The sequence below is a fragment of the Enterovirga rhinocerotis genome, assembly GCF_004363955.1.
Classification (GTDB): Bacteria; Pseudomonadota; Alphaproteobacteria; order Rhizobiales; family Beijerinckiaceae; genus Enterovirga; species Enterovirga rhinocerotis.
Genome location: NZ_SNZR01000014.1, coordinates 148,821 through 167,713 on the forward strand (window position 1 = coordinate 148,821; position 18,893 = coordinate 167,713).

16 protein-coding genes are annotated in these 18,893 nt (G+C 70.5%); 10 read left to right on the plus strand and 6 right to left on the minus strand.

Going from position 1 to position 18,893, the window contains the following annotated elements:
- Positions 1-120: 120 nt before the first annotated feature.
- A complete protein-coding gene (locus tag EV668_RS17370; RefSeq protein ID WP_208111570.1) occupies positions 121-726 on the minus strand; it encodes a hypothetical protein in 606 nt (201 codons plus the stop codon).
- Between the two features lie 157 nt (positions 727-883).
- On the opposite strand from EV668_RS17370, the gene EV668_RS17375 reads away from it, so the two are divergent.
- Positions 884-2,551 carry an adenylate/guanylate cyclase domain-containing protein gene (locus EV668_RS17375; RefSeq protein WP_133772396.1) on the plus strand — a complete coding sequence of 556 codons (1,668 nt, stop codon included), beginning with the start codon at positions 884-886 and terminating at the stop codon, positions 2,549-2,551.
- On the opposite strand, the gene EV668_RS17380 is transcribed toward EV668_RS17375, so the two are convergent.
- Both EV668_RS17380 and EV668_RS17385 read right to left on the minus strand, forming a co-directional pair.
- Positions 2,536-3,816 carry a hypothetical protein gene (locus tag EV668_RS17380; RefSeq protein WP_133772399.1) on the minus strand — a complete coding sequence of 427 codons (1,281 nt, stop codon included), beginning with the start codon at positions 3,814-3,816 and terminating at the stop codon, positions 2,536-2,538. The genes EV668_RS17375 and EV668_RS17380 overlap by 16 nt on opposite strands.
- A gap of 31 nt (positions 3,817-3,847) precedes the next feature.
- Entirely contained in the window at positions 3,848-4,654 is an 807-nt protein-coding gene (locus EV668_RS17385; RefSeq protein ID WP_133772401.1) for an enoyl-CoA hydratase/isomerase family protein, read from the minus strand.
- Between the two features lie 169 nt (positions 4,655-4,823).
- Here EV668_RS17385 and EV668_RS17390 point away from each other — a divergent pair, with 169 nt between their 5' ends.
- The 4 genes from EV668_RS17390 to EV668_RS17405 are packed head-to-tail and all read left to right on the plus strand — an operon-like array spanning position 4,824 to position 8,220.
- Positions 4,824-5,888 carry a zinc-dependent alcohol dehydrogenase gene (locus EV668_RS17390; RefSeq protein WP_245513285.1) on the plus strand — a complete coding sequence of 355 codons (1,065 nt, stop codon included), beginning with the start codon at positions 4,824-4,826 and terminating at the stop codon, positions 5,886-5,888.
- Between the two features lie 25 nt (positions 5,889-5,913).
- Positions 5,914-6,321 carry a 6-pyruvoyl trahydropterin synthase family protein gene (locus EV668_RS17395; protein ID WP_133772403.1) on the plus strand — a complete coding sequence of 136 codons (408 nt, stop codon included), beginning with the start codon at positions 5,914-5,916 and terminating at the stop codon, positions 6,319-6,321.
- Positions 6,314-7,366, plus strand: a complete 1,053-nt coding sequence (locus tag EV668_RS17400) for a glycosyltransferase family 4 protein (RefSeq protein ID WP_133772405.1) — start codon at positions 6,314-6,316, stop codon at positions 7,364-7,366. Before EV668_RS17395 ends, EV668_RS17400 begins: the two co-directional genes overlap by 8 nt.
- Positions 7,363-8,220 (plus strand): class I SAM-dependent methyltransferase, encoded by an 858-nt coding sequence (locus EV668_RS17405; protein WP_133772407.1) that lies wholly within the window; start codon positions 7,363-7,365, stop codon positions 8,218-8,220. Before EV668_RS17400 ends, EV668_RS17405 begins: the two co-directional genes overlap by 4 nt.
- A 65-nt stretch (positions 8,221-8,285) precedes the next feature.
- Here the strand turns inward: EV668_RS17405 and EV668_RS17410 are convergent, their stop codons facing one another.
- The 3 genes from EV668_RS17410 to EV668_RS25395 all read right to left on the minus strand — a co-directional run bounded on the left by EV668_RS17410 (position 8,286) and on the right by EV668_RS25395 (position 12,310).
- Complete coding sequence (locus EV668_RS17410) at positions 8,286-9,785, minus strand: GGDEF domain-containing protein (protein ID WP_166652529.1); 1,500 nt, start codon at positions 9,783-9,785, stop codon at positions 8,286-8,288.
- A 127-nt stretch (positions 9,786-9,912) separates the two neighbouring features.
- Positions 9,913-11,322: an amidase gene (locus EV668_RS17415; RefSeq protein ID WP_133772411.1), complete on the minus strand. Its 1,410-nt coding sequence runs from the start codon at positions 11,320-11,322 to the stop codon at positions 9,913-9,915.
- Between the two features lie 61 nt (positions 11,323-11,383).
- A complete protein-coding gene (locus tag EV668_RS25395) occupies positions 11,384-12,310 on the minus strand; it encodes a lytic transglycosylase domain-containing protein (RefSeq protein WP_133772413.1) in 927 nt (308 codons plus the stop codon).
- Positions 12,311-12,679: 369 nt separating this feature from the next.
- On the opposite strand from EV668_RS25395, the gene EV668_RS17425 reads away from it, so the two are divergent.
- The 5 genes from EV668_RS17425 to lpxC all read left to right on the plus strand — a co-directional run bounded on the left by EV668_RS17425 (position 12,680) and on the right by lpxC (position 18,876).
- On the plus strand, positions 12,680-13,612 hold the full coding sequence (locus EV668_RS17425) for a D-alanine--D-alanine ligase (protein ID WP_133772415.1): 933 nt from the start codon (positions 12,680-12,682) through the stop codon (positions 13,610-13,612).
- Positions 13,579-14,556, plus strand: a complete 978-nt coding sequence (locus EV668_RS17430; protein ID WP_133772417.1) for a cell division protein FtsQ/DivIB — start codon at positions 13,579-13,581, stop codon at positions 14,554-14,556. The genes EV668_RS17425 and EV668_RS17430 overlap by 34 nt, the downstream gene beginning before the upstream one ends.
- Positions 14,553-15,884 carry a cell division protein FtsA gene (ftsA, locus tag EV668_RS17435; protein ID WP_133772419.1) on the plus strand — a complete coding sequence of 444 codons (1,332 nt, stop codon included), beginning with the start codon at positions 14,553-14,555 and terminating at the stop codon, positions 15,882-15,884. Before EV668_RS17430 ends, ftsA begins: the two co-directional genes overlap by 4 nt.
- Before the next feature lie 36 nt (positions 15,885-15,920).
- Positions 15,921-17,609 carry a cell division protein FtsZ gene (gene ftsZ, locus EV668_RS17440; RefSeq protein WP_133772421.1) on the plus strand — a complete coding sequence of 563 codons (1,689 nt, stop codon included), beginning with the start codon at positions 15,921-15,923 and terminating at the stop codon, positions 17,607-17,609.
- 319 nt (positions 17,610-17,928) lie between these two features.
- Positions 17,929-18,876: a UDP-3-O-acyl-N-acetylglucosamine deacetylase gene (lpxC, locus tag EV668_RS17445; protein WP_133772424.1), complete on the plus strand. Its 948-nt coding sequence runs from the start codon at positions 17,929-17,931 to the stop codon at positions 18,874-18,876.
- The last annotated feature ends 17 nt before the right edge of the window (positions 18,877-18,893 follow it).

Consider the following 18,893-nt stretch of genomic DNA (forward strand, 5'->3'; position numbering starts at 1 on the left):
CCGGCAAACCCTGCCCCGTTCCGCGCTAACGCGGCCGAACGGCCAAGGTTGCACGGCAAAACGAAAAGCGTCGGCCATCGCCGCCGTGGATCGTGCGTCGGCAAAGTCCGCCGCCGCGTATCATGCGGTCTTGCGATAGACGAGGAGGGACCGGAACGTCCCGACGCGCGTGACCCCGGCCGAAATCTCCCATTCGGCGACGACGTCCTTGGCACTGTCATTGGCGCGGTCCCAGGCGAAGGAGCCGGGAAAGAAAAGGATGTGGCCGCCCGGGCGGAGCTTGTCGGTCAGCAGCCGCGTGACCTCGAGATCCGTCGATCCGCCATAGGCATCGTTCTTCGGTCCCCGGAACTCGCACAGATGGAAGAGGGTCACGACATCGAAATCCGGCAGGAGCCGGCGGTTCAGCAGATAGATGTCGCCGAAGACGCAATTGTAGTAGCGCAGCACATCGGGCCGCTCGATGGCGAGTTCGATATAGGTCGCGTGCTCCTGCGGCGCCGCCGTGATGCCGAGCACGGCGTTGCGCCGCTCGGGCATCGCGCATTCGATCCCGACATGATGATGCCCGCCCGTGCCGAAATGATAGATCGCGGCATCCCGGATCCGCATCTCGTCGATCCAGCGGATGAAATCTTCGTCGCAGGGACATTCCGCAGGCCGATGATCCCAATAGGCGTCCCAGAAATGGAGCTTCGGACGGTCCTCAGCCTCGCCGGTCGACATTCGTGCTTGCTCCCCGCTGGGACCCGATCCAAGGTCCACGACGGCCTCTTGACGGCCTTGGCGAGAGGATGACGCAGCGATGGATGCCGAGCAAGGGCGACGTCTGCTCCATCCATCCCGCGCGGGCCGGACCGGTCCCGTTTCGTAGCGCGGCCGCATGTCCGTTCCAGCGTCCGACCTGATCGCGGCCGACCTCAGGCGGGGCGAGTTGATCGGCGCCTATGATCGCGCCAAGGCGAGCCTCGACGCGGGCGAGGACGACCCGCGCCTGCGCTACCTCTGCGTCCTCGCCCTTGCCCGCGCCGGAGCGACGGCCGAGGCGGCCGAGCGCTATCGGACCCTTCGTATCCACAGGCAGGGCGACGTCGATTCGCTCTCGCTCTGGGCGCGGATCCTCAAGGACATCGCCGTCGCCGCGGCCGGTGCCCGACGGCCCCTGCGCATGAGGCGCGCGGCCGACGCCTATCTGCGGGTCTATCGGCAGACGAGGGACTTCTTCCCGGGCATCAATGCGGCGACCTTGCTGCGCCTCTCGGGCGATGTCGCCGGGGCCGAGACCGTCGCCCGCGATCTCCTCGCCTATCCGGCTCTCGCCGAGCCGCTCGACTATTGGGCCGCCGCGAGCCGGGCGGAGGCGCTTCTCGTCCTGGGGCGGACGAGCGAGGCCTCCGATGACCTCGCGCTGGCCCGGTCGAAGGCCGGCCGGGATTACGGCGCTCTCTCCTCCACGCGGCGCCAGCTGGCGCTGCTGATGGAGGACGATGCCGCCTATCCCGAACGGGCCGGACTGCTCGACATCCTGCGCCCGCCCCGCGTCGCGCATCTCGCCGCCGGAGGCGGGCTTTTCGACCAGCACGAAGAGGACGATGTCGGGGCGATGGTCGACCGGCGCCTGCGGCAGGAGGAGGCCGGCTTCGCCGTCGGCACCCTCTGGGGCGCGGCCTCCCTGGCGGCGGCCGAGCGGGCGCTGGCGCACCGCGCCGAGCTCCACCTCGTCCTGCCCTTTTCCGCCCGCGACTATGTCGACCGTATCGAGCGCGACCTGCCCCCGGCGGAGGTCGCACGCCGGCGCGCCTGTCTCGACGGCGCCGCGACCGTGACCGCCGTGACGGCGGATGGCGATCTCGCCGATCCGAAGCTCATCGAATATGCGGCGGTGGTGGCCCGCGGCCTCGCGCGCACCCGGGCACGCCAGTTGTCGACCGATTGCGTCGACATCCTCCTCGAGCCGGCGGCGCCGCATGTCGCGAGCGCCGATCTCGGCGCGGATCCCGCGGCACCCGGACCGGTTCGCGAGATCAGGGCGTTCCTGTTCGCGGACGTGCTGCGCTTCTCGACGATCCCCGAATCGCGGCTGCCGCTGTTCTGGTCGACCTTCATGGCCGGGATCGGCGAGACCATCGACAAGGCGGGAGCCGAAATCCTCTACCGCAACACCTGGGGCGATGCCGTCTTCTGCGTCGTGGCGGAGGCCGCGGCGGCGGCCGATCTCGCGCTGTCGGTCCAGGAGACGGCGGCGCGCCTCCGGGGGCGGGACCGCGCGGCGCCGGAGCTTCGGATCGGCCTCCATCACGGCCCGGTCTTCCGCGGCTTCGATCCGATCCGCCGCAGCGCGACCTATTTCGGAACCCAGGTGTCGCGCGCGGCGCGCGTCGAGCCCATCGCGCCGCCGGGCGGCGTCTATGTCACCGAGCCCTTCGCGGCCGTGCTCGCAGCCTCGGACGCCGTCGGCTTCGCGACCGAATATGTCGGGGTGGTGCCCCTGCCGAAGCGCTACGGCGAGCACCGCATGTACCGTCTCGCGCGGTCTCAGGCGGTGGGCTGAACCGCCACGCGCTCGAGGGTGCCGCCGGTCGGATGGTAGAATACGGCGACGTGGCCGCGGTCGGTCTCGGCGAGTTCGGCCGCGAGCCGCCGGGCGATGTCGTGCCCTTCCGCGAGATGCTCCGCTTCCTCCGCCGCGCTCCAGCGGGAGCCGCCGCCGGGATCGTCGGGATCGAGGCGCTCGTCGAAGCCGACGGCCCAGCCGCCGAGCGAGCAGGTTAGCGCCCAGGACAGGCCAAACTCGCCGGCGGAGAAGCAGCCGACCCGGTCCGGATCCTCGTGGAACCAGAGCGCGTGGCAGCCGTAATCGGCCATCACCTTGATCGCGCTCACCGCGATCCGGGGCGGGACCGGGCGCGGTGCCGGCTCGAAGGCGACGCGGTCCGGGCCGAGCCGCGCCGCGATGCTCTCGGCGATGGGGCGGCCGAGCGCGTCGAGCTTCGCCAGCGCATCGCCCTCTTCGAGCCGCGCCCGACGCGGGTCGGACGGGTCGGCGACGTCGATGAAGAGGCAGTTCCAGTCGGCGAGGAGCATCCGCTCCTCCTCGGTCAGGAGGGCCAGCCTGAGCCGATGGCTGATCGGCAGGCCGTTCGCGGCGTCGAGCACGGAGCCATGCCCCCAGGACGGGGTGACGACGAGGCGAATAGTCTCCGGATCGCCATGGGAGACGCCCGGATCGGTGTCGTCATGGACGTTGTCGTCGTCGGGCTCGAACAGATCCGGCTCCGCGTCGGGAGGCGACGGGGAGCGTCGGGTGCCGGATCGCGCGAGGTGGATCGCGAAGGCGGCGAGCGCGAGGCAGGCCGCGGCGAAGACCGAGGTCCCGATCGGCGCCTGAGCGAAGGGGAACAGGGCGCCGATGCGCCAGGCCGCGAAGGCGAGGATCGCCAGCGCGCCGAGGATGGCGGTCAGCAGCCAGCTTTTCGAGCGGCTGCCGGGGTCGGGCGGCCCGGCAGGGTCGACGAGTCGCGGCGCGAGGATGCCGAGATAGACGATCTGGAGTCCGAGAACCGCCGCGAGAAGCGGCAGCGCGACCTCGAGCCGTGCGAGGAGCGCGGCGCCGGCGATGCCGAAGGCGAGCAAGGACACGGCGAGGAAGCCGTTGCGCAGACGGTCCGCTTTCTGCTCGGCCTCGGGCCTCGGCGCGAGCGCGTCGATGGCCTGGGAGAGGAACCGGTCCATCGCGACGGACCGGAGGCCGGCGAAGGCGGCCAGAAGATAGAACAGCCCGGCGCCCTGCAGGACGATGGCGAGGATGTCGGTCATCCTGCGGCCGGGCTGGGAATGGAGGCGCCGCTCAGCGCCCCTTCCATTGCGGCGTGCGCTTGTTGAGGAAGGCGTCCATGCCCTCGCGGAAATCCTCGCTCATGTAGCAGGAGAGGATCAGGTCGCGGCCCTCTTCGGACGAAATCCGCTTCGTCAGGCGGCGCAGGGCCTCCTTCGCCGCGCGCATCGTCAGCGGGGCGTGGCCGGAGATCAGGCGGGCCATCTCCCAGGCCCGGACCTTGAGTGCCTCCGCGTCCGGCACGATCTCGGTCAGGAGCCCGATCGCCTTGGCTTCCTCCGCACCGACGAGGCGGGCGGTGAAGATCATGTCCTTCACGCGCGCCGGCCCGACCAGGGCCGTCAGCCGGCTGAAATTCGACATGGACAGGCAGTTGCCGAGCGTGCGCGCGATCGGGAAGCCGATGCGGCTGTCCGCCGTGCCGATCCGCAGGTCGCAGCAGGCGGCGATGCCGGCACCGCCGCCGGTGCAGGCCCCCGCGATGGCCGCGATGATCGGCACGCGGCACGTTTCGAGATCGCCGAGCACCCGGTCGATCCGGCCTTCGTATTCGAGCGCGTCTTCCGGCGTCTTGAAGGCGCGGAACTGGGAGATGTCGGTGCCGGAGGCGAAGGCCTTCTCGCCCGCGCCGGTCATGATGATGACCTTGATCTCTTCGTTTTCGTTCGCCTCGCGGCAGATCTCGGCCATGCGCTCGTACATGGCGAAGGTCATGGCGTTGCGGGCGTGGGGCCGGTTGAACGTGATCTGCGCGATGCCTTCGCGCACCTCGTAGAGCAGGTCGTCCGGCTTCGTTTCGATCGCCGCGCTCGCGCTCATCCCGTTCCTCCGGCCAATGCGTGGTTCCGCTGAGATGGAACCGCTCTAGCCGAGGCCGGAAGGCGCGTCGAGGAGGCCGTCGGCTCTTGACGATCGGCGAGGCGTGGGGAGATCGCGGAACGGTTTGCCGTGCCGAGGCTTGTCGGCGGTGAGGGATGCCCGATCAACGATGGACCGACACGATCCGATGCCGGGCGAGACGTGGTCCGACGCCGACCAGGCGTCTCGGGGCGAATCCGCGGAGGTCGAAGCCGGCTCGATCGAGGCGCTCTGGTACCCCCGAGCGGGCGAGGCCGTGATCCGGACGGAACCGCTGCCCTCTCCCAAGGCCGACGAGATCCGCATCCGCACGCTTTGGACGGGGCTCAGCCGCGGGACGGAGCGTCTCGTCTTCGAGGGCCGCGTGCCCGAGACCATCGCCCTTCGGATGACGGCGCCGGCACAGGCGGGCTCCTTCTCCTTCCCCGTGAAGTACGGCTACTGTGCCGTGGGCGAGATCGAGGGCGAGACGGGCCCGCCCGTCTTCGCGCTGCAGCCGCACCAGACCGGTTTCGTCGCGGCCCGGGATGCGGCGTCGCCGGTGCCGGGGAGCGTGCCACCGCGGCGCGCCGTGCTCGCGGCGAATATGGAAACGGCGCTCAACGCCGTCTGGGATTCGGGCGCGGGTCCGGGCGACCGGATCGCGGTGGTGGGAGCAGGCGTCGTCGGCCTCCTCGTCGCCTTCCTCGCCGCCCGTCTGCCGGGCGCGGAGGTCGAGGCCGTCGATTCCGATCCCGCGCGCGCGGCCGTCGCCGAGGCGCTGGGTGCCCGCTTCCGCCTGCCGGCCGAGGCGAGGGCCGAAGCGGATATCGTCATCCATGCGAGCGGCCAGCCGGAAGGGCTGGCGCTTGCCCTCTCCCTCGCCGGTCACGAGGCGGCGGTGGTCGAGATGAGCTGGTATGGCGACCGTTCTGTCCCCGTTCCGCTCGGGCAGGATTTCCACGCGCGCCGGCTGCGGCTCGTCAGCTCTCAGGTGGGCGAGGTGGCACCCTCGCGCCGGCCGCGCTGGAGCCACGCCCGCCGCCTCGCCAAGGCCCTGGCGCTGCTCGCCGATCCGCGTCTCGACGCGCTGATCACCGAGGAGGTCGCCTTCGCCGACCTCCCGCGCGAGCTGCCGCGGCTGCTGGCCCCTGGGGCGCCGGGCCTGTGCACGGTCGTGCGGTATGAAACCCCATCGTCTCCGCGAGCGAGGTGATCGTCACGTGTCCCACGAGGCCTGCATGTATGCCGTCGAAGTCCGCGATCACGTCATGATCGCGCATAGTTTCCGGGGCGACCTCTTCGGTCCCGCCCAGGCGCTGCACGGGGCGACCTTCGTCGTCGACGTCGCCTTCTTCCGCGAAGCGCTCACCGAGGACGGCGTCGTGGTGGATATCGGCCGGGCGGGCGAGGCGCTGAAGGCGATCCTCGGCCCGCTGAACTATCGCAATCTCGACGACCTGCCCGCCTTCGCCGGACGCAACACGACGACGGAGTTCCTGAGCGGGCACATCCACAAGGCGATGTCGGCGGCGATCCGTGCCGGCGATCTCGGGCCGGGCGGCGAGGGGGTCGACCGCATCCGCGTGACGCTGCACGAATCCCACATCGCCCGCGCCTGGTTCGAAGGGCCGGTCGCGGATGGATGAGGCGGTCTTCGCCGTCCCCGGCGATCTCGCGGCCCCGACCGGCGGCTACGCCTATGCGCGCCGCCTGTTGGAGCTGCTGCCGGCGCACGGCATCCGCGCCGCGCATCTCCGCCTGCCGGGCTCGTTCCCGTTCCCCTCCGTGGCCGATCTGGCGGAGACCGGCTCCTTCCTGTCGCGGCTTCCCGAGGGCGTGCCTCTCCTCGTCGACGGGCTCGCCTACGGCGCGCTGCCGGCGCAGACGATCCGCGCGGCCGTCAGCCGCCCGATCGTCGCCCTCGTGCACCATCCGCTCGGGCTCGAGACCGGCCTCGCGCGCGACTGCGCGGCTGCTCTCGTCGTCAGCGAACGCGCGGCGCTGGCGCTCGCCGATCGCGTGATCGCGACGAGCCCCTTCACCGCGCGCATCCTCGCGGCGGGGTTCGGTGTGCCGGAGGAGCGTCTCCGCGTCATCCCGCCGGGCACCGAGCCGGCACGGCGCGTCGAATCGCGTCCCGGCCCCGGCACGCGGCTCCTCGCCGTCGGAGCGGTGACGCCGCGAAAGGGATATGATCGTCTCGTCGATGCCTTGGCGGGGCTGGCGGAACTCGAGTGGCGGCTCACGATCGTCGGGACGCTCGACCGCGATCCCGGCCATGTCGAGGCCTTGCGCAAGAGCATCGCCGCCGCCTCCCTCGGCAGCCGGATCAGGCTCGCCGGCGCGGTGACGGAGGCAGGGCTTCACCGATTGTACGAGGAGGCCGACGTCGTCGTCTCGTCGTCCCTGTTCGAGGGCTACGGCATGGTCTTGACGGAGGCGCTGGCGCGCGGACTGCCCCTCGTCGTCGCGGCGGGCGGAGCGGCAGCTGAGACCGCGCCGGACGATGCGACGCTGAAGGTCCCCGCGGGGGACGTCGGGGCGCTCGCCGAGGCGATCCGCGTCGTCGTCGGCGATCCGGATGGTCGGCGGGTCCTGGCCGAGGCGGCCTGGGAGGCCGGCCGCAACCTGCCGCGCTGGGACGACACCGCCTCCGCCGTCGCGGCCGTGCTGCGCGAGCCGACGACGTGAACCCGTTCACGGCCGAGTGGCTCGCGCTCCGCGAGCCGGCCGATCACGCCGCGCGTGACCGGGGCCTCATGACCGCGCTCGGCAGAGCCCTCGCGCGGCAGGACCGGCCCTTGCGCGTCGTCGATCTCGGCTCGGGCACGGGCTCGAACCTCCGCGCCCTCGCGCCTTGGCTTCCCGAGCGCCAGCTTTGGTCTCTCGTCGATCACGACGAGAGGCTCCTCGACGCCGCCCGGGAACGGCTGCGGGATTGGGCCGACGAGGCCTCGGCGGAGGGAGACACGCTGCGACTGGTCAAGGACGGACGCGACATCGCGGTCTCCTTCCGGTGCCTCGATCTCGCGGCAGGGTTCGAGGCGGCGCTGGAGCCGGCGCCCGATCTCGTCACGGCGGCGGCTCTGTTCGATCTTCTGTCGCCTGCGGCGATCGCGGAATTCGCCGCGAGCGTCGCGGCCCGCCGGGCGGTCTTCCATACGGCGCTGACCTATGACGGTTGCGAGGAATGGCGTCCGCCCCACCCGGCCGACGCCTCCGTCGCGGCGGCCTTTCACGCGCATCAGGAGGGGGAGAAGGGATTCGGGGCTGCAGCAGGCCCGCGCGCCGCAGAGGCGCTGGCGGAGGCCTTTCGCAGCGGCGGCTATCGGGTCGAGAGCGCCGCGACGCCCTGGCGCCTCGGTGCCGACGATGCGAGTCTGATCCGGCGCCTCGTCGGCGACAAGGCGCGGGCGGTCGCCGAGACGGGACGTCTGGGCGAGGCCGAGGTCGAAGCGTGGCGGTCCGCGCGCAGCCGGCCCGGTGTCACGGCCCTGATCGGCCATGTCGACACCCTGGCGCTGCCCCCCGACGCGCCGGCCTGACGGCGGCAGACCGGCCACACCCGCCGTCTCGGCAAGCTCCCATCAGAATGGGTGCCCGGGCCCGATCAGCGGCCGCGAAGGGGCGTGAAGGCAAGCTTGGAGGGAACGGTGCTGCCAGGGCTGGTGGTGCGGTGCGGGATCGCCTCCGTCGAGATCTCGATCCGGTCGCGGCCCTTGGCCTTGGCGCGGTAGAGCGCAGCATCCGCGGCGGCGAGGACGGCATCGACGCCCGTGGCGCGCGGGGCGGTTGTGATGGCCACGCCGATGCTCGCCGTGACCGTGACCAGCCGTCCATCGCCGAGGCGGATCGGGGTTGCGCCGCAGGCCTCACGAATGCGTTCCGCGATGGCGGACGCCTCCTCGATCGAGCAATCCGGCGCCGAGACGGCGAATTCCTCGCCCCCGAGACGGCCGAGCAGGTCGCTCCGCCGCAAGCATGAGCGTGCCCGGTCCGCGAAGGTTGCGAGAACCTCGTCCCCGCTGGCGTGCCCATAGGTGTCGTTGATCGCCTTGAAGTGATCGAGATCGATCATGAGCAGGGCCAGGCGTGCAGCTCCCGTCTCCACGATCTGGGTCGTCTTGGCGTAGTAGGACCGCCGGTTCTCAGAGCCCGTGAGCTGGTCGCGGCTCGCCAGAAGCCTGAGGCGGCGCAGAAGGTCGGCCTGGTTCCTCATCACGATGGCTACCATGATCGGCGCGAGCGCGATCAGCGAGGCCCCGAGGCGGCCGGAGATCAGCGCGTTCTGATCGACCTTCCCGGCCGGGTCGACGGCGAACTGGGCCGAGATCACCACCAGCGACCAGATCGTAAAGGCCAGCGTCAGCATCGCCGTGCCGAAGACCCCGTAGGCCAGACCGCACCACAGGAGGGCCGGGACGGGGATCGCGATCGCGCCGGGGCCGCCGATAGTCCCCGCGACGAGGCACGACAGCGCGAGGGCGAGCGCCGGCTGCGGCAAGCGCCAGGACAATTGCGACCGGCGGCGGAGCCGCCACGATCGCATCGTGCGAATCGGAGGCGCGGCCAGGATCACGGGGAGGATCCCGAGGTAATTGACGAACTCGCTGGCGAACCAGAAGGCGAATCCGCGCAACATGCCGCCGTTGAAAAGGATGGGATTGGCGATGGCGCCGAAGATGCCTGCCATCCCGGCGGCCAGGGTGGAGGCGATGACGACGTAGAGCACGGATGCGGGTTGGCGGAGCGTCTTCATTTCGTCCGGAAGGAACGAGAAGACGTAATATGCCGTCGCGACGCCTGCGAGGTTCGCGCTGTTGAGAAGCGCCGCCTTGAAGACCGTGGACCCCGTCGCGAGGTCCACTGCCATATAGGCCGCCGCACCGGCGAGCCAACCGGAGGCCCGCGCCGCCGCCGGCATCCGGATCAGAATGCCGAGCATGATCGCATTGGCCGGCCAGACGGTGGCGAGGTAGCCGACCGGGCGGCTCAGGATGCCGAAGACGCAGGCCAACGCCACGGCGATCGCGAGGAAGGCGGGCGCGCTCAGCAGGGCGGCCGGGCCGATGGCTCGTGCGCCTGCACCTCGATTCGGACCCAGCGGCACGCCTGGCCTCCTGGTGAGCCTGGGAGACGAAACCATACGGCGCACGAGGATGCGATCGTGTTAACGTCGCATGTTGCCTTGTGCCGTTCGTGCCCGCCGTGGATCGCCCGCCAGGAGCCCCTTGGGGTCAGTGCCTCACGCGGGACTCGTCGATCGTCGCCCAGGGGCGCGCTTTCTCGAACGCCCGGGCAGCGCGCAGGACGAGGTCGTCCCGGCCCATCGCCCCGACGATCTGAAGGCCGACCGGAAGGCCCGATTTCGTCAATCCGCAGGGCACCGTCGCCGCCGGCTGCAGCGTGAGGTCGAACGGGTAGCTGTAGGGCGTCCAGTTCAGCCAGTCGTCGCCGTAGCGCCCGTCGGGCGGCGTGTTGTGCCCGACCTCGAAGGCCGGGATCGACAGGGTCGGCGTCAGCAGGAGGTCGTGGCTCTGATGGAAGCGGGCCGCCGCCGTGTAGTTGGCGGCGCGGGCATTGGCCGCCCGCACGAAATCGGCGCCGGCGAGTTTCGATCCCTCCTGCCCCTCGGCGACGAAGCCGGGGTCGAGCTCCGACCAGCGCTCCTCGGGAATGTCGCGCAGGACCAGCCAGGCCCCCGTCCGCCACAGGACGCGCAGGATGTCGGTCGGGTCGGAGAAGGCCGGATCGGCATCCTCCAGCACGCCGCCCGACTCGGAAAAGGCGCGGGTGGCGTCGGCGCACAGCGCCTCGACCTCGGGATCGAGCCCGTCGGCATAGCCGAGGCGCGGGCTCCAGGCGAAGCGCAGGCCGCGCACGCCTTCGTCGAGGTTGAGGGTGTAGTCCTGCGGCTCCGTCCAGAGCGAGTCGATGTCACGCGGGTCGGGCCTCGCGACCGCGCTGAGCATCGCCGCGGCATCCGTCACGCTGCGGCTCATCGGGCCGAGATGCGAGACGATGCCGAAGGGGGACGGCGGATAGGCCGGCACGCGGCTGTAGGACGGCTTGTGACCGAAGATGCCGCAGAACGCGGCGGGGATGCGGATCGAGCCCGCCCCGTCCGTCCCGATATGGAGAGGGCCGATTCCGAGAGCGGCCGCCGCCGCGGCACCGGCCGAGGAGCCGCCGGTCGTCATCCGTGTGTCCCACGGATTGCGCGTCAGGCCCGTCAATGGGCTGTCGCCGAGGCCCTTCCAGCCGAATTCGGGCAGCGTCGTCTTGGCGAAGGGCACCGCGCCCGCCTCGATCAGGCGATCGACGGACGGGGCATTCTCCGCTGCCGGAGCATCGCCGACGGAGCGGCTGCCCCGCCGCGCCGGCCGGTCCTTCCAGAGGACGTTGTCCTTCACCGTGAAGGGCATCCCGTCGAGCGGCCCGACCGGGGTGCCGGCGCTCCAGCGCGCCTCCGAGGCCTTGGCCGCCTCGCGGCCCGCCTCGCGATCGATCAGCGTGAAGGCGTTGACGGCCGGATTGACCGCCTCCGCCCGCGTGAGTGCCGCTTCAACCACCTCGACCGGTGAAAACCGCTTGGAGCGATAGCCTTCGGCAAGAGCCGCGGTGTCGAGGGAGAGAAGATCTGTCATGAAGCGCCTCGCGATAAGGCGTCCTTCATGGCACGGCCCGGCGAGCGCGAGAAGAACGCCCCTATTGAGCGAAGAACGAGAACAGTGTCGGGGGCTGAGCAGGAGCGGGGGCTGCGGCGACGGCGGGCGTCGCCTCCGGCCTGCCGCCGCGGCGCGCGGTCCGGTTCGGGCCGGCGAGGCCCTGACGCTTGGCTTCGTAATAGTAGCCCCGGGCATAATGCATCACGGCCCGGTCGTGGCTGCCGCCCGAGACGCGCCAGGCGCCGGCGAGATATTTGACGGCGTAGGTGAGGTTGGTCTCGGCATCGAGCAGGCCGGCCGGGCCGCCCTGGTAGCCGACGCCGCGGGCCGTCGCGGTCTTGATCTGCATGAGGCCCATGGCGCCGCCCCGCCCGACGGCGCGCGGATTGTAGCGGCTCTCCCGGATCACGACCCGATGGACCAGCGATTCGGGGACGTTGTTGATGCGGGCGTGGTGGGCGATCCTGGCGTCGAGCTGGCTCCGGTTCATCGCGGCGCCCGAGGCTGCGGGCGCGGCGGCTGCGGCTTGCGACGCGGGGGCGGCGGCTGCTCCGGCTCCGCCGAAGAGCGCCTGAAGCGGGTTGGCCGGCGGTGCCGGCTGGGCGGGGGCCGGGGCGGCTTCCACTGCCGGCTCCGCGGCGGCCTTGGCGGCGCGGCTCCGGCGGCGCTTCGTCCGCTCCTCCGTCCCGGGCTCGGAGGCCGCGGCGTCGCGGCCGGTGGGGGGCGCGGCGGCCATGCCCGGCGGTGTCGCCGCATCGGCCTTGGCCGGGGCGAGCGCCTGCGGATCGATCGCCGCCGTCCTGGCGGGAGCGGGCTTGCGGGCCTCGGCCGACGGGCGGGCGGCTCCGAAATCAGGCTTCCGCGGCGGGATCAGGCCTCCCGAAACGGGGGCGGGCTCGGCCAGGGCCGGCAGCGAGATGGCGACCGCGAGGGCGGCGACGCCCGCCGGAAGGAAACGTGACAGCATGGACACCCCATCGGTCCGGGGCCGCTCGGCATCGGTTGCCTCGCCCCGTTGATCCCGCATCGCCGGTCGGTGGCCCGAGCGGCCCGTGCGCCGACGCACTGTGACGGTTTTTCGGCAAGGAATAGGGCCAGAAGGAGGCACCAAGGCAGAAGCCGCTGCGCCCGGGGCAGCCGGCCTCCCGGAGGTCTCGCGCCGTTCCAGGCAGCCGCGGCCCGGTGAGATCGGTCGAAGCCGGCCGTTAGCATGCGGGGAAGCTTTGTGCGCTATCGCCGGAAGGCGAGGCGCGCGGGGGTTGCATGCCGGCGCCTCGCATGCCCGCACTCGTTGGAGTGCGAATCGCCGGACGCGAGAACGAGACGGGACCCATCCATGCCCCACAGCCAGAAGCACGTCGCCGTCCTGATGGGCGGCCTATCCGCCGAGCGCGAGGTTTCGCTCAATTCGGGGAAGGCCTGCGCCAAGGCTCTCGAGGAGCAGGGCTATCGCATCACGCCGATCGAGGTCGACCAGGACATCGCACGCGTTCTCCAGGCCGTTCGACCCGACATCGCCTTCAACGCGCTGCACGGACCCGGAGGGGAGGACGGCACGATCCAGGGCCTGCTGGAGATCCTGCGCATCCCCTACACCCATTCGGGCGTCCTCGCCTCCGCGCTGGCGATGAACAAGGAGAAGGCGAAGCACGTGATGCGGGCCGCCGGCGTGCCGGTCCCGGGCGGCGTCGTGGTTTCGCGGACCGAGGCGGCCAGCCGGCACGTCCTGCCGCCGCCCTACGTCATCAAGCCGGTGAGCGAAGGCTCCTCGGTCGGCGTCATCATCGTGCGCGAGGACCGGTCCCATCCGCCGCAGGAACTCGGCCGCGAGGATTGGCCGTTCGGCGAGGAGGTCATGGTTGAGCCCTTCATCGCCGGACGGGAGCTGACCTGCGCCGTCATGGGGGACAAGGCGCTCGGCGTCATCGACATCCGGCCGGCGAGCGGAGGGTTCTACGACTACGACGCAAAGTACGCTGAGGGCGGCTCGATTCACGTCCTGCCCGCACAACTTTCACCAAATATTTACCAACGCGTCCAAGAGTCGGCGTTAACGGCACATCAAGCACTCGGCTGCCGCGGCGTGAGCCGTGCCGACCTTCGATACGACGATACGCCCGGGGGCTCGGGCGCTCTCGTCGTCCTCGAGGTCAATACGCAGCCGGGCATGACGGTCACGTCCTTGGTGCCGGAATTGGCAGCCCATGCGGGCTTCTCGTTCGGCGAGCTTGTGAGATGGATGGTGGAGGACGCGTCGTTGAACCGCTAGGCCCGGGTCGCCCCGGGGGAGCGGTCGCACGCCCGTCACGTCCCGAGCCCGGCCTGCTCGGGGCGCTGCTTCGTTCGGCCGCTCTGCCGCGATTCGCGCGGCGGCGGCGGGCCTCGGTCTCGGTTCCGCTCGTGCGGCGCATCCCGCGCCTCAGCGGGACCGTCCTCGCGCTCGGCTTCTTCACCGCCATCGGCGTCTACGGCCTCGTGCAGAACGGGGATTATGCCGATTTCGTCGAAAGCCACGGCGAGCTGCGCGACATCGCCGCGCGCGGGATCGGCCTCGGCCTCGACAAGATCACCATCTCCGGCATCGCGAGGCTCAACGAGGCAGATCTCCTCGGCGCCGCGGGCATCTCGAACCGCAACTCGCTGCTGTTCCTCGACGTCGCGAAGGTGCGGCGGCGGCTCCTCGACGAGCCCTTCATCAAGTCGGCCGAGATCCGCAAGCTCTACCCGAACGGGTTGTCCATCGCGATCACCGAGCGCCAGCCCTACGCGCTGTGGCAGCTCAACGGCGAGCTCTACGTCGTCGCGCAGGACGGGACCCAGATCGACACGATGCGCGATCCGACGCTCGTCGATCTGCCGCTCGTCGTGGGGGAGGGCGCGAACCTCGAGGTCGCGTCCTATGCGGCTCTTCTCGAAGCGGCCGGACCGCTCCGCTCGAAGATCCGGGCCGGGATGCTGATCTCGGGCCGGCGCTGGACCTTGAAGATGCAGAACGGCCTCGACGTCCGGCTGCCCGAGGAGGACGCGGTCGATGCGATGCGGCGTCTCGTCCGGCTCGATCGCGAATCGGGTCTCCTCGAGAAGGACGTGCTCACGGTCGACCTGCGCATGCCCGACCGCGTCATCCTCCGTCTGACGGAGGAAGCGGTCGCGGCGCGGGCCGAGGGCACGAAGAAGAAGATCCAGCGTGGCGTGAAGGGGATCGAGACGTGAGCCTGAAAGACCACGGCCTGACCCCGCGCCTGAAGCCGCTCTCGACGCGCCGCAGCGCGACGCTCTCGGTCCTCGACATCGGCACCTCCAAGGTCGTCTGCCTCATCGCCGAGCTGCGCCCCGCGGCGCCGGGCGAAGCTTTGCGCAGCCGCACCCATCTCGCCCGCATCATCGGGATCGGCCACCAGCGCTCGCTCGGCCTCAAGGCCGGTGCGGTCGTCGACCTCGAAGCCGCCGAGACCGCGATCCGCCAGGCCATGCATTCGGCCGAGCGCATGGCGGGGGTCGAGGTGAAGTCCGCCATCGTGAACCTCACCGGCGGGCGGATCGCCTCGCATCATTTCGAGGCCCAGGTCGGCGTGCGTTCGGGCATGGTCTGCGCGAGCGACATCGGGCGGGTGCTCGAGGTCGCGAGCGGCCACACCCTGCGCCCCGGCCGCGCGGTCCTCCACGCCCTGCCGACGGGCTTCTCGATCGACGGCCAGCGCCACATCGTCGAGCCGTCCGGCATGATCGGGCAGAAGCTCGGCGTCGATCTCCACGTCGTGACGGCGGATGTCGCGGCCTCGCGCAACCTGATGCTCGCCGTCGAGCGCTCGCATCTCGACATCGAAGCCGTCGTCGCGACCCCCTACGCGTCGGGCCTCTCGGCTCTCGCCGACGACGAGGCCGAGATGGGCGTCGTCGTGATCGACATGGGTGGCGGCTCGACCTCGGCCGGCGTCTTCTCCGAGGGGCACCTCGTCCATGTCGACGCCATCGGCGTCGGCGGCCACCACATCACCATGGACATCGCACGCGGGCTCACGACGACCGTGACCGCGGCGGAACGGCTCAAGGCCCTCTACGGCACCTGCATCGCCTCGACCTCCGACGAGCGCGACATGATCGCGGTGCCGCATGTCGGCGAGGACGACGACCGCGAGGTCTCGAATCACATCCCGCGATCCCAGCTCGTCCGGATCATCCGGCCGCGCGTCGAGGAGATCCTCGAACTCGTCCGCGACCGGCTCCGCCAGGCCGGCTACGCGGCCCAGACCGGGCGCCGCATCGTCCTCACCGGCGGGGCGAGCCAGCTCGTCGGCCTGCCGGACGTTGCCCGCAAGATCCTCCAGGGACAGGTCCGGATCGGGCGTCCCCTCGGCGTCAAGGGGCTGCCCGAGGCCGCCAAGGGGCCGGCCTTCGCCGCCGCGGTGGGCATGCTGGTCTATCCGCAGGTGGCGCATATCGAACATTTCGAGCCGAAGGGGAACAGTCTGTTCGGCGGCGAAGAGGGATCACGAGGCTATATGGGCAAGATGGCTCGCTGGCTGCGTGAGAGTTTTTGAGTATATCCGATACGGGGTCGGAGAAAGGACAAGGTCATGATTAATCTGGGAGCCCCGGACATCCGGGAACTGAAGCCTAGAATCACGGTGTTCGGTGTGGGCGGTGCGGGCGGCAATGCCGTCAACAACATGATCGAATCGGGCCTGATGGGCTGCGAATTCGTCTGCGCCAACACGGATGCGCAGGCGCTCTCGTCCTCGCGCTGCGAGCGCATCGTGCAGATGGGTCTCGGCGTGACGGCCGGTCTCGGCGCGGGCTCGCAGCCCGAGGTCGGGCGTGCGGCTGCCGAGGAGGTGATCGACGAGATCCGCGACCAGCTCTCCGGCTCGCACATGGCCTTCATCACCGCCGGCATGGGCGGCGGCACCGGAACCGGTGCGGCTCCGGTCGTGGCCCGCGCGGCCCGCGAGATGGGCATCCTCACGGTCGGCGTCGTCACGAAGCCCTTCCAGTTCGAGGGCGTGCGCCGGATGCGCGTCGCCGAAGCGGGCGTGATCGAGCTGCAGCAGCATGTCGACACGCTGATCGTCATCCCGAACCAGAACCTGTTCCGCGTCGCGAACGAGAAGACGACCTTCGCGGACGCCTTCTCCATGGCCGACCAGGTGCTCTATTCGGGCGTCGCCTGCATCACCGACCTGATGGTCAAGGAAGGCCTGATCAACCTCGACTTCGCCGACGTCCGCGCGATCATGCGCGGCATGGGCAAGGCGATGATGGGCACGGGCGAGGCGTCCGGCGAGCGGCGCGCCATCCAGGCGGCCGAGGCGGCCATCGCCAATCCGCTCCTCGACGAGGTCTCGATGCGCGGCGCCCGCGGGCTCCTCATCTCGATCACGGGCGGCCGCGACCTCACGCTCTACGAGCTCGACGAGGCTGCGACCCGCATCCGCGAGGAGGTCGATTCGGACGCCAACATCATCCTCGGCGCAACCTTCGACGAATCGCTCGAAGGCACGATCCGCGTCTCCGTCGTCGCGACGGGAATCGACCAGCCGCTCGAGGCCGAGAATCCCCTCTCGGCGACCGAGCAGCGAATCGCGGAAGTGGCCGAGAAGCTTCGCGCCGAGGCTCGCCAGCGCGCCGCCCAGGCTCAGCCGGGGTCCGCGCCGCAGGCCCGCGTCGACGCGAATGCCCGCGCCGCCGAGATCGTGGCGCAGGCCGCGATGGAGCCGGCGGCACCGATGATGCGCGACGACATCACCCTGACGCCCGTCGCCCCGAAGGGTGCCGGCTACGATCCGGTCGCCGTCGCGCCGGCCCCGCATGCCGATCACGCTCCGGTGTCCCGGCAGCCCTTCCTCCCGCCGGAGCCCGAGCGGGTGATGCGCCAGCCGCGCATGCCCCGGATCGAGGAACTGCCGGTTCCGGCTCAGAAGCAGATCCGGGCCCAGCACGGCCAGCCGGAGGGGATCGGCCAGGAGGCCAAGAGCTTCCTGCGCAAGCTCGCCACGGTCGGCTTCGGCCGCCGCGACGACGTGCCGAATTCGGCCGCGCCCGTTCTGCCGGAGCCGTCGGCGCCGCATCATCAGGCGCTGCCCGAGCCCGCTCCGCGCATGCCCGCGGCCGGTGCCGATTACGTGAAGCGCCCGCCCCAGCAGCCTGCCTATCGGCCGGCTCAGGGCGCGCTCGATGGACAAGGCAGGATCGTGCCGGCGCCTCGTGCAAGCGAGGACGACCAGCTCGAAATCCCGGCATTCCTGCGCCGTTCGACCTCGGCCTGAACCCCGAACTTTCAGAGCCGAGATCGTGGCCCCGGACCTTCTGGTCCGGGGCCTTTTTCATGCCCGGATGCCGCCTCCGTGCCGGGCGGGGGCAGGGGCTCGACGAGGGGGACGAGCTTTATTACGGGGCTGTAACAGACCGTAAGAAAGAGTGATTTGGCTGGGCGGCGCCGTGGGACTAATTTCAGGCTGTATCGTTTTCGACGGCAGCTGGCCCGCGTTGACAGGGCCGCGCCGGTACCGGGGCACAAACACGGGTGAGATCCGAATTCGGCGGACGCCAGTCGCGCGCCGATGAAGCTCGGCCCGAGGTGATAGGATGAAGAGCAGTCATCAAGCCACGTTGGGGGCTCCGGTCTCGCTGAGAGGCATCGGGGTCCATTCGGGCAAGCCGGTCAACCTCCATCTTCATCCCGCCCAGGCGGGCCATGGCATCGTGTTCCTGCGGACGGGGCTTCCCCATGGCCGGGACCGGCTGATCGAGGCGAATTTCTCCTCCGTCACCGCGACCGAGCTCTGCACCGTGATCGGCGACAAGGAGACCGGTGCCGTCGCCACGATCGAGCACCTGATGGCGGCGTTCTCCGCCCTCGGCGTCGACAACGTCCTCGTCGAGATCGACGGAGCCGAGGTGCCGATTCTCGACGGCAGCGCGTCCCCCTTCGTCGAGGCGATCGATTCGGTCGGGCTCGTCCGCAGCGCGGCCACGCGGCGCTATCTCAAGGTCCTCAAGCCCGTGCGGGTCGAGAAGGGCATCGCCAGCGCCGAGCTCCTTCCCAATTCCCGAGGCTTCCGCCTCGACGTCGCGATCGATTTCCAGAACCCGATCATCGGCAAGCAGCGCAAGGTCATGGACCTGACGCCCGACCGCTTCCGCCACGAGATCTCCCGCGCTCGCACCTTCGGCTTCATCGGCGACGTCGAGAAGCTCTGGAAGGCGGGCTTCGCGCTCGGCGCCTCGCTCGAGAACACCGTCGCGATCGGCGACGGCGCGATCATCAACCCCGAAGGCCTGCGCTTCGCCGACGAGTTCGTCCGCCACAAGATGCTGGATGCCGTCGGCGACCTGTCGCTGACCGGGTTTCCCCTGCTTGCCACCTACAAGTCCCATTGCAGCGGCCATCGCCTCAATGTCGCCGTCTTGGAAGCGCTTCTGTCCGACCGGGCAAACTACGCGATCGTAGACGGCGGGGCGCGGCGCCAGTCGGGTTATGCTGAGATCGGAACGGGAATGGCCGTTCCGGCCTACGCGCCCGACCTGCACTGAGTCGAAGATCGGTCCGA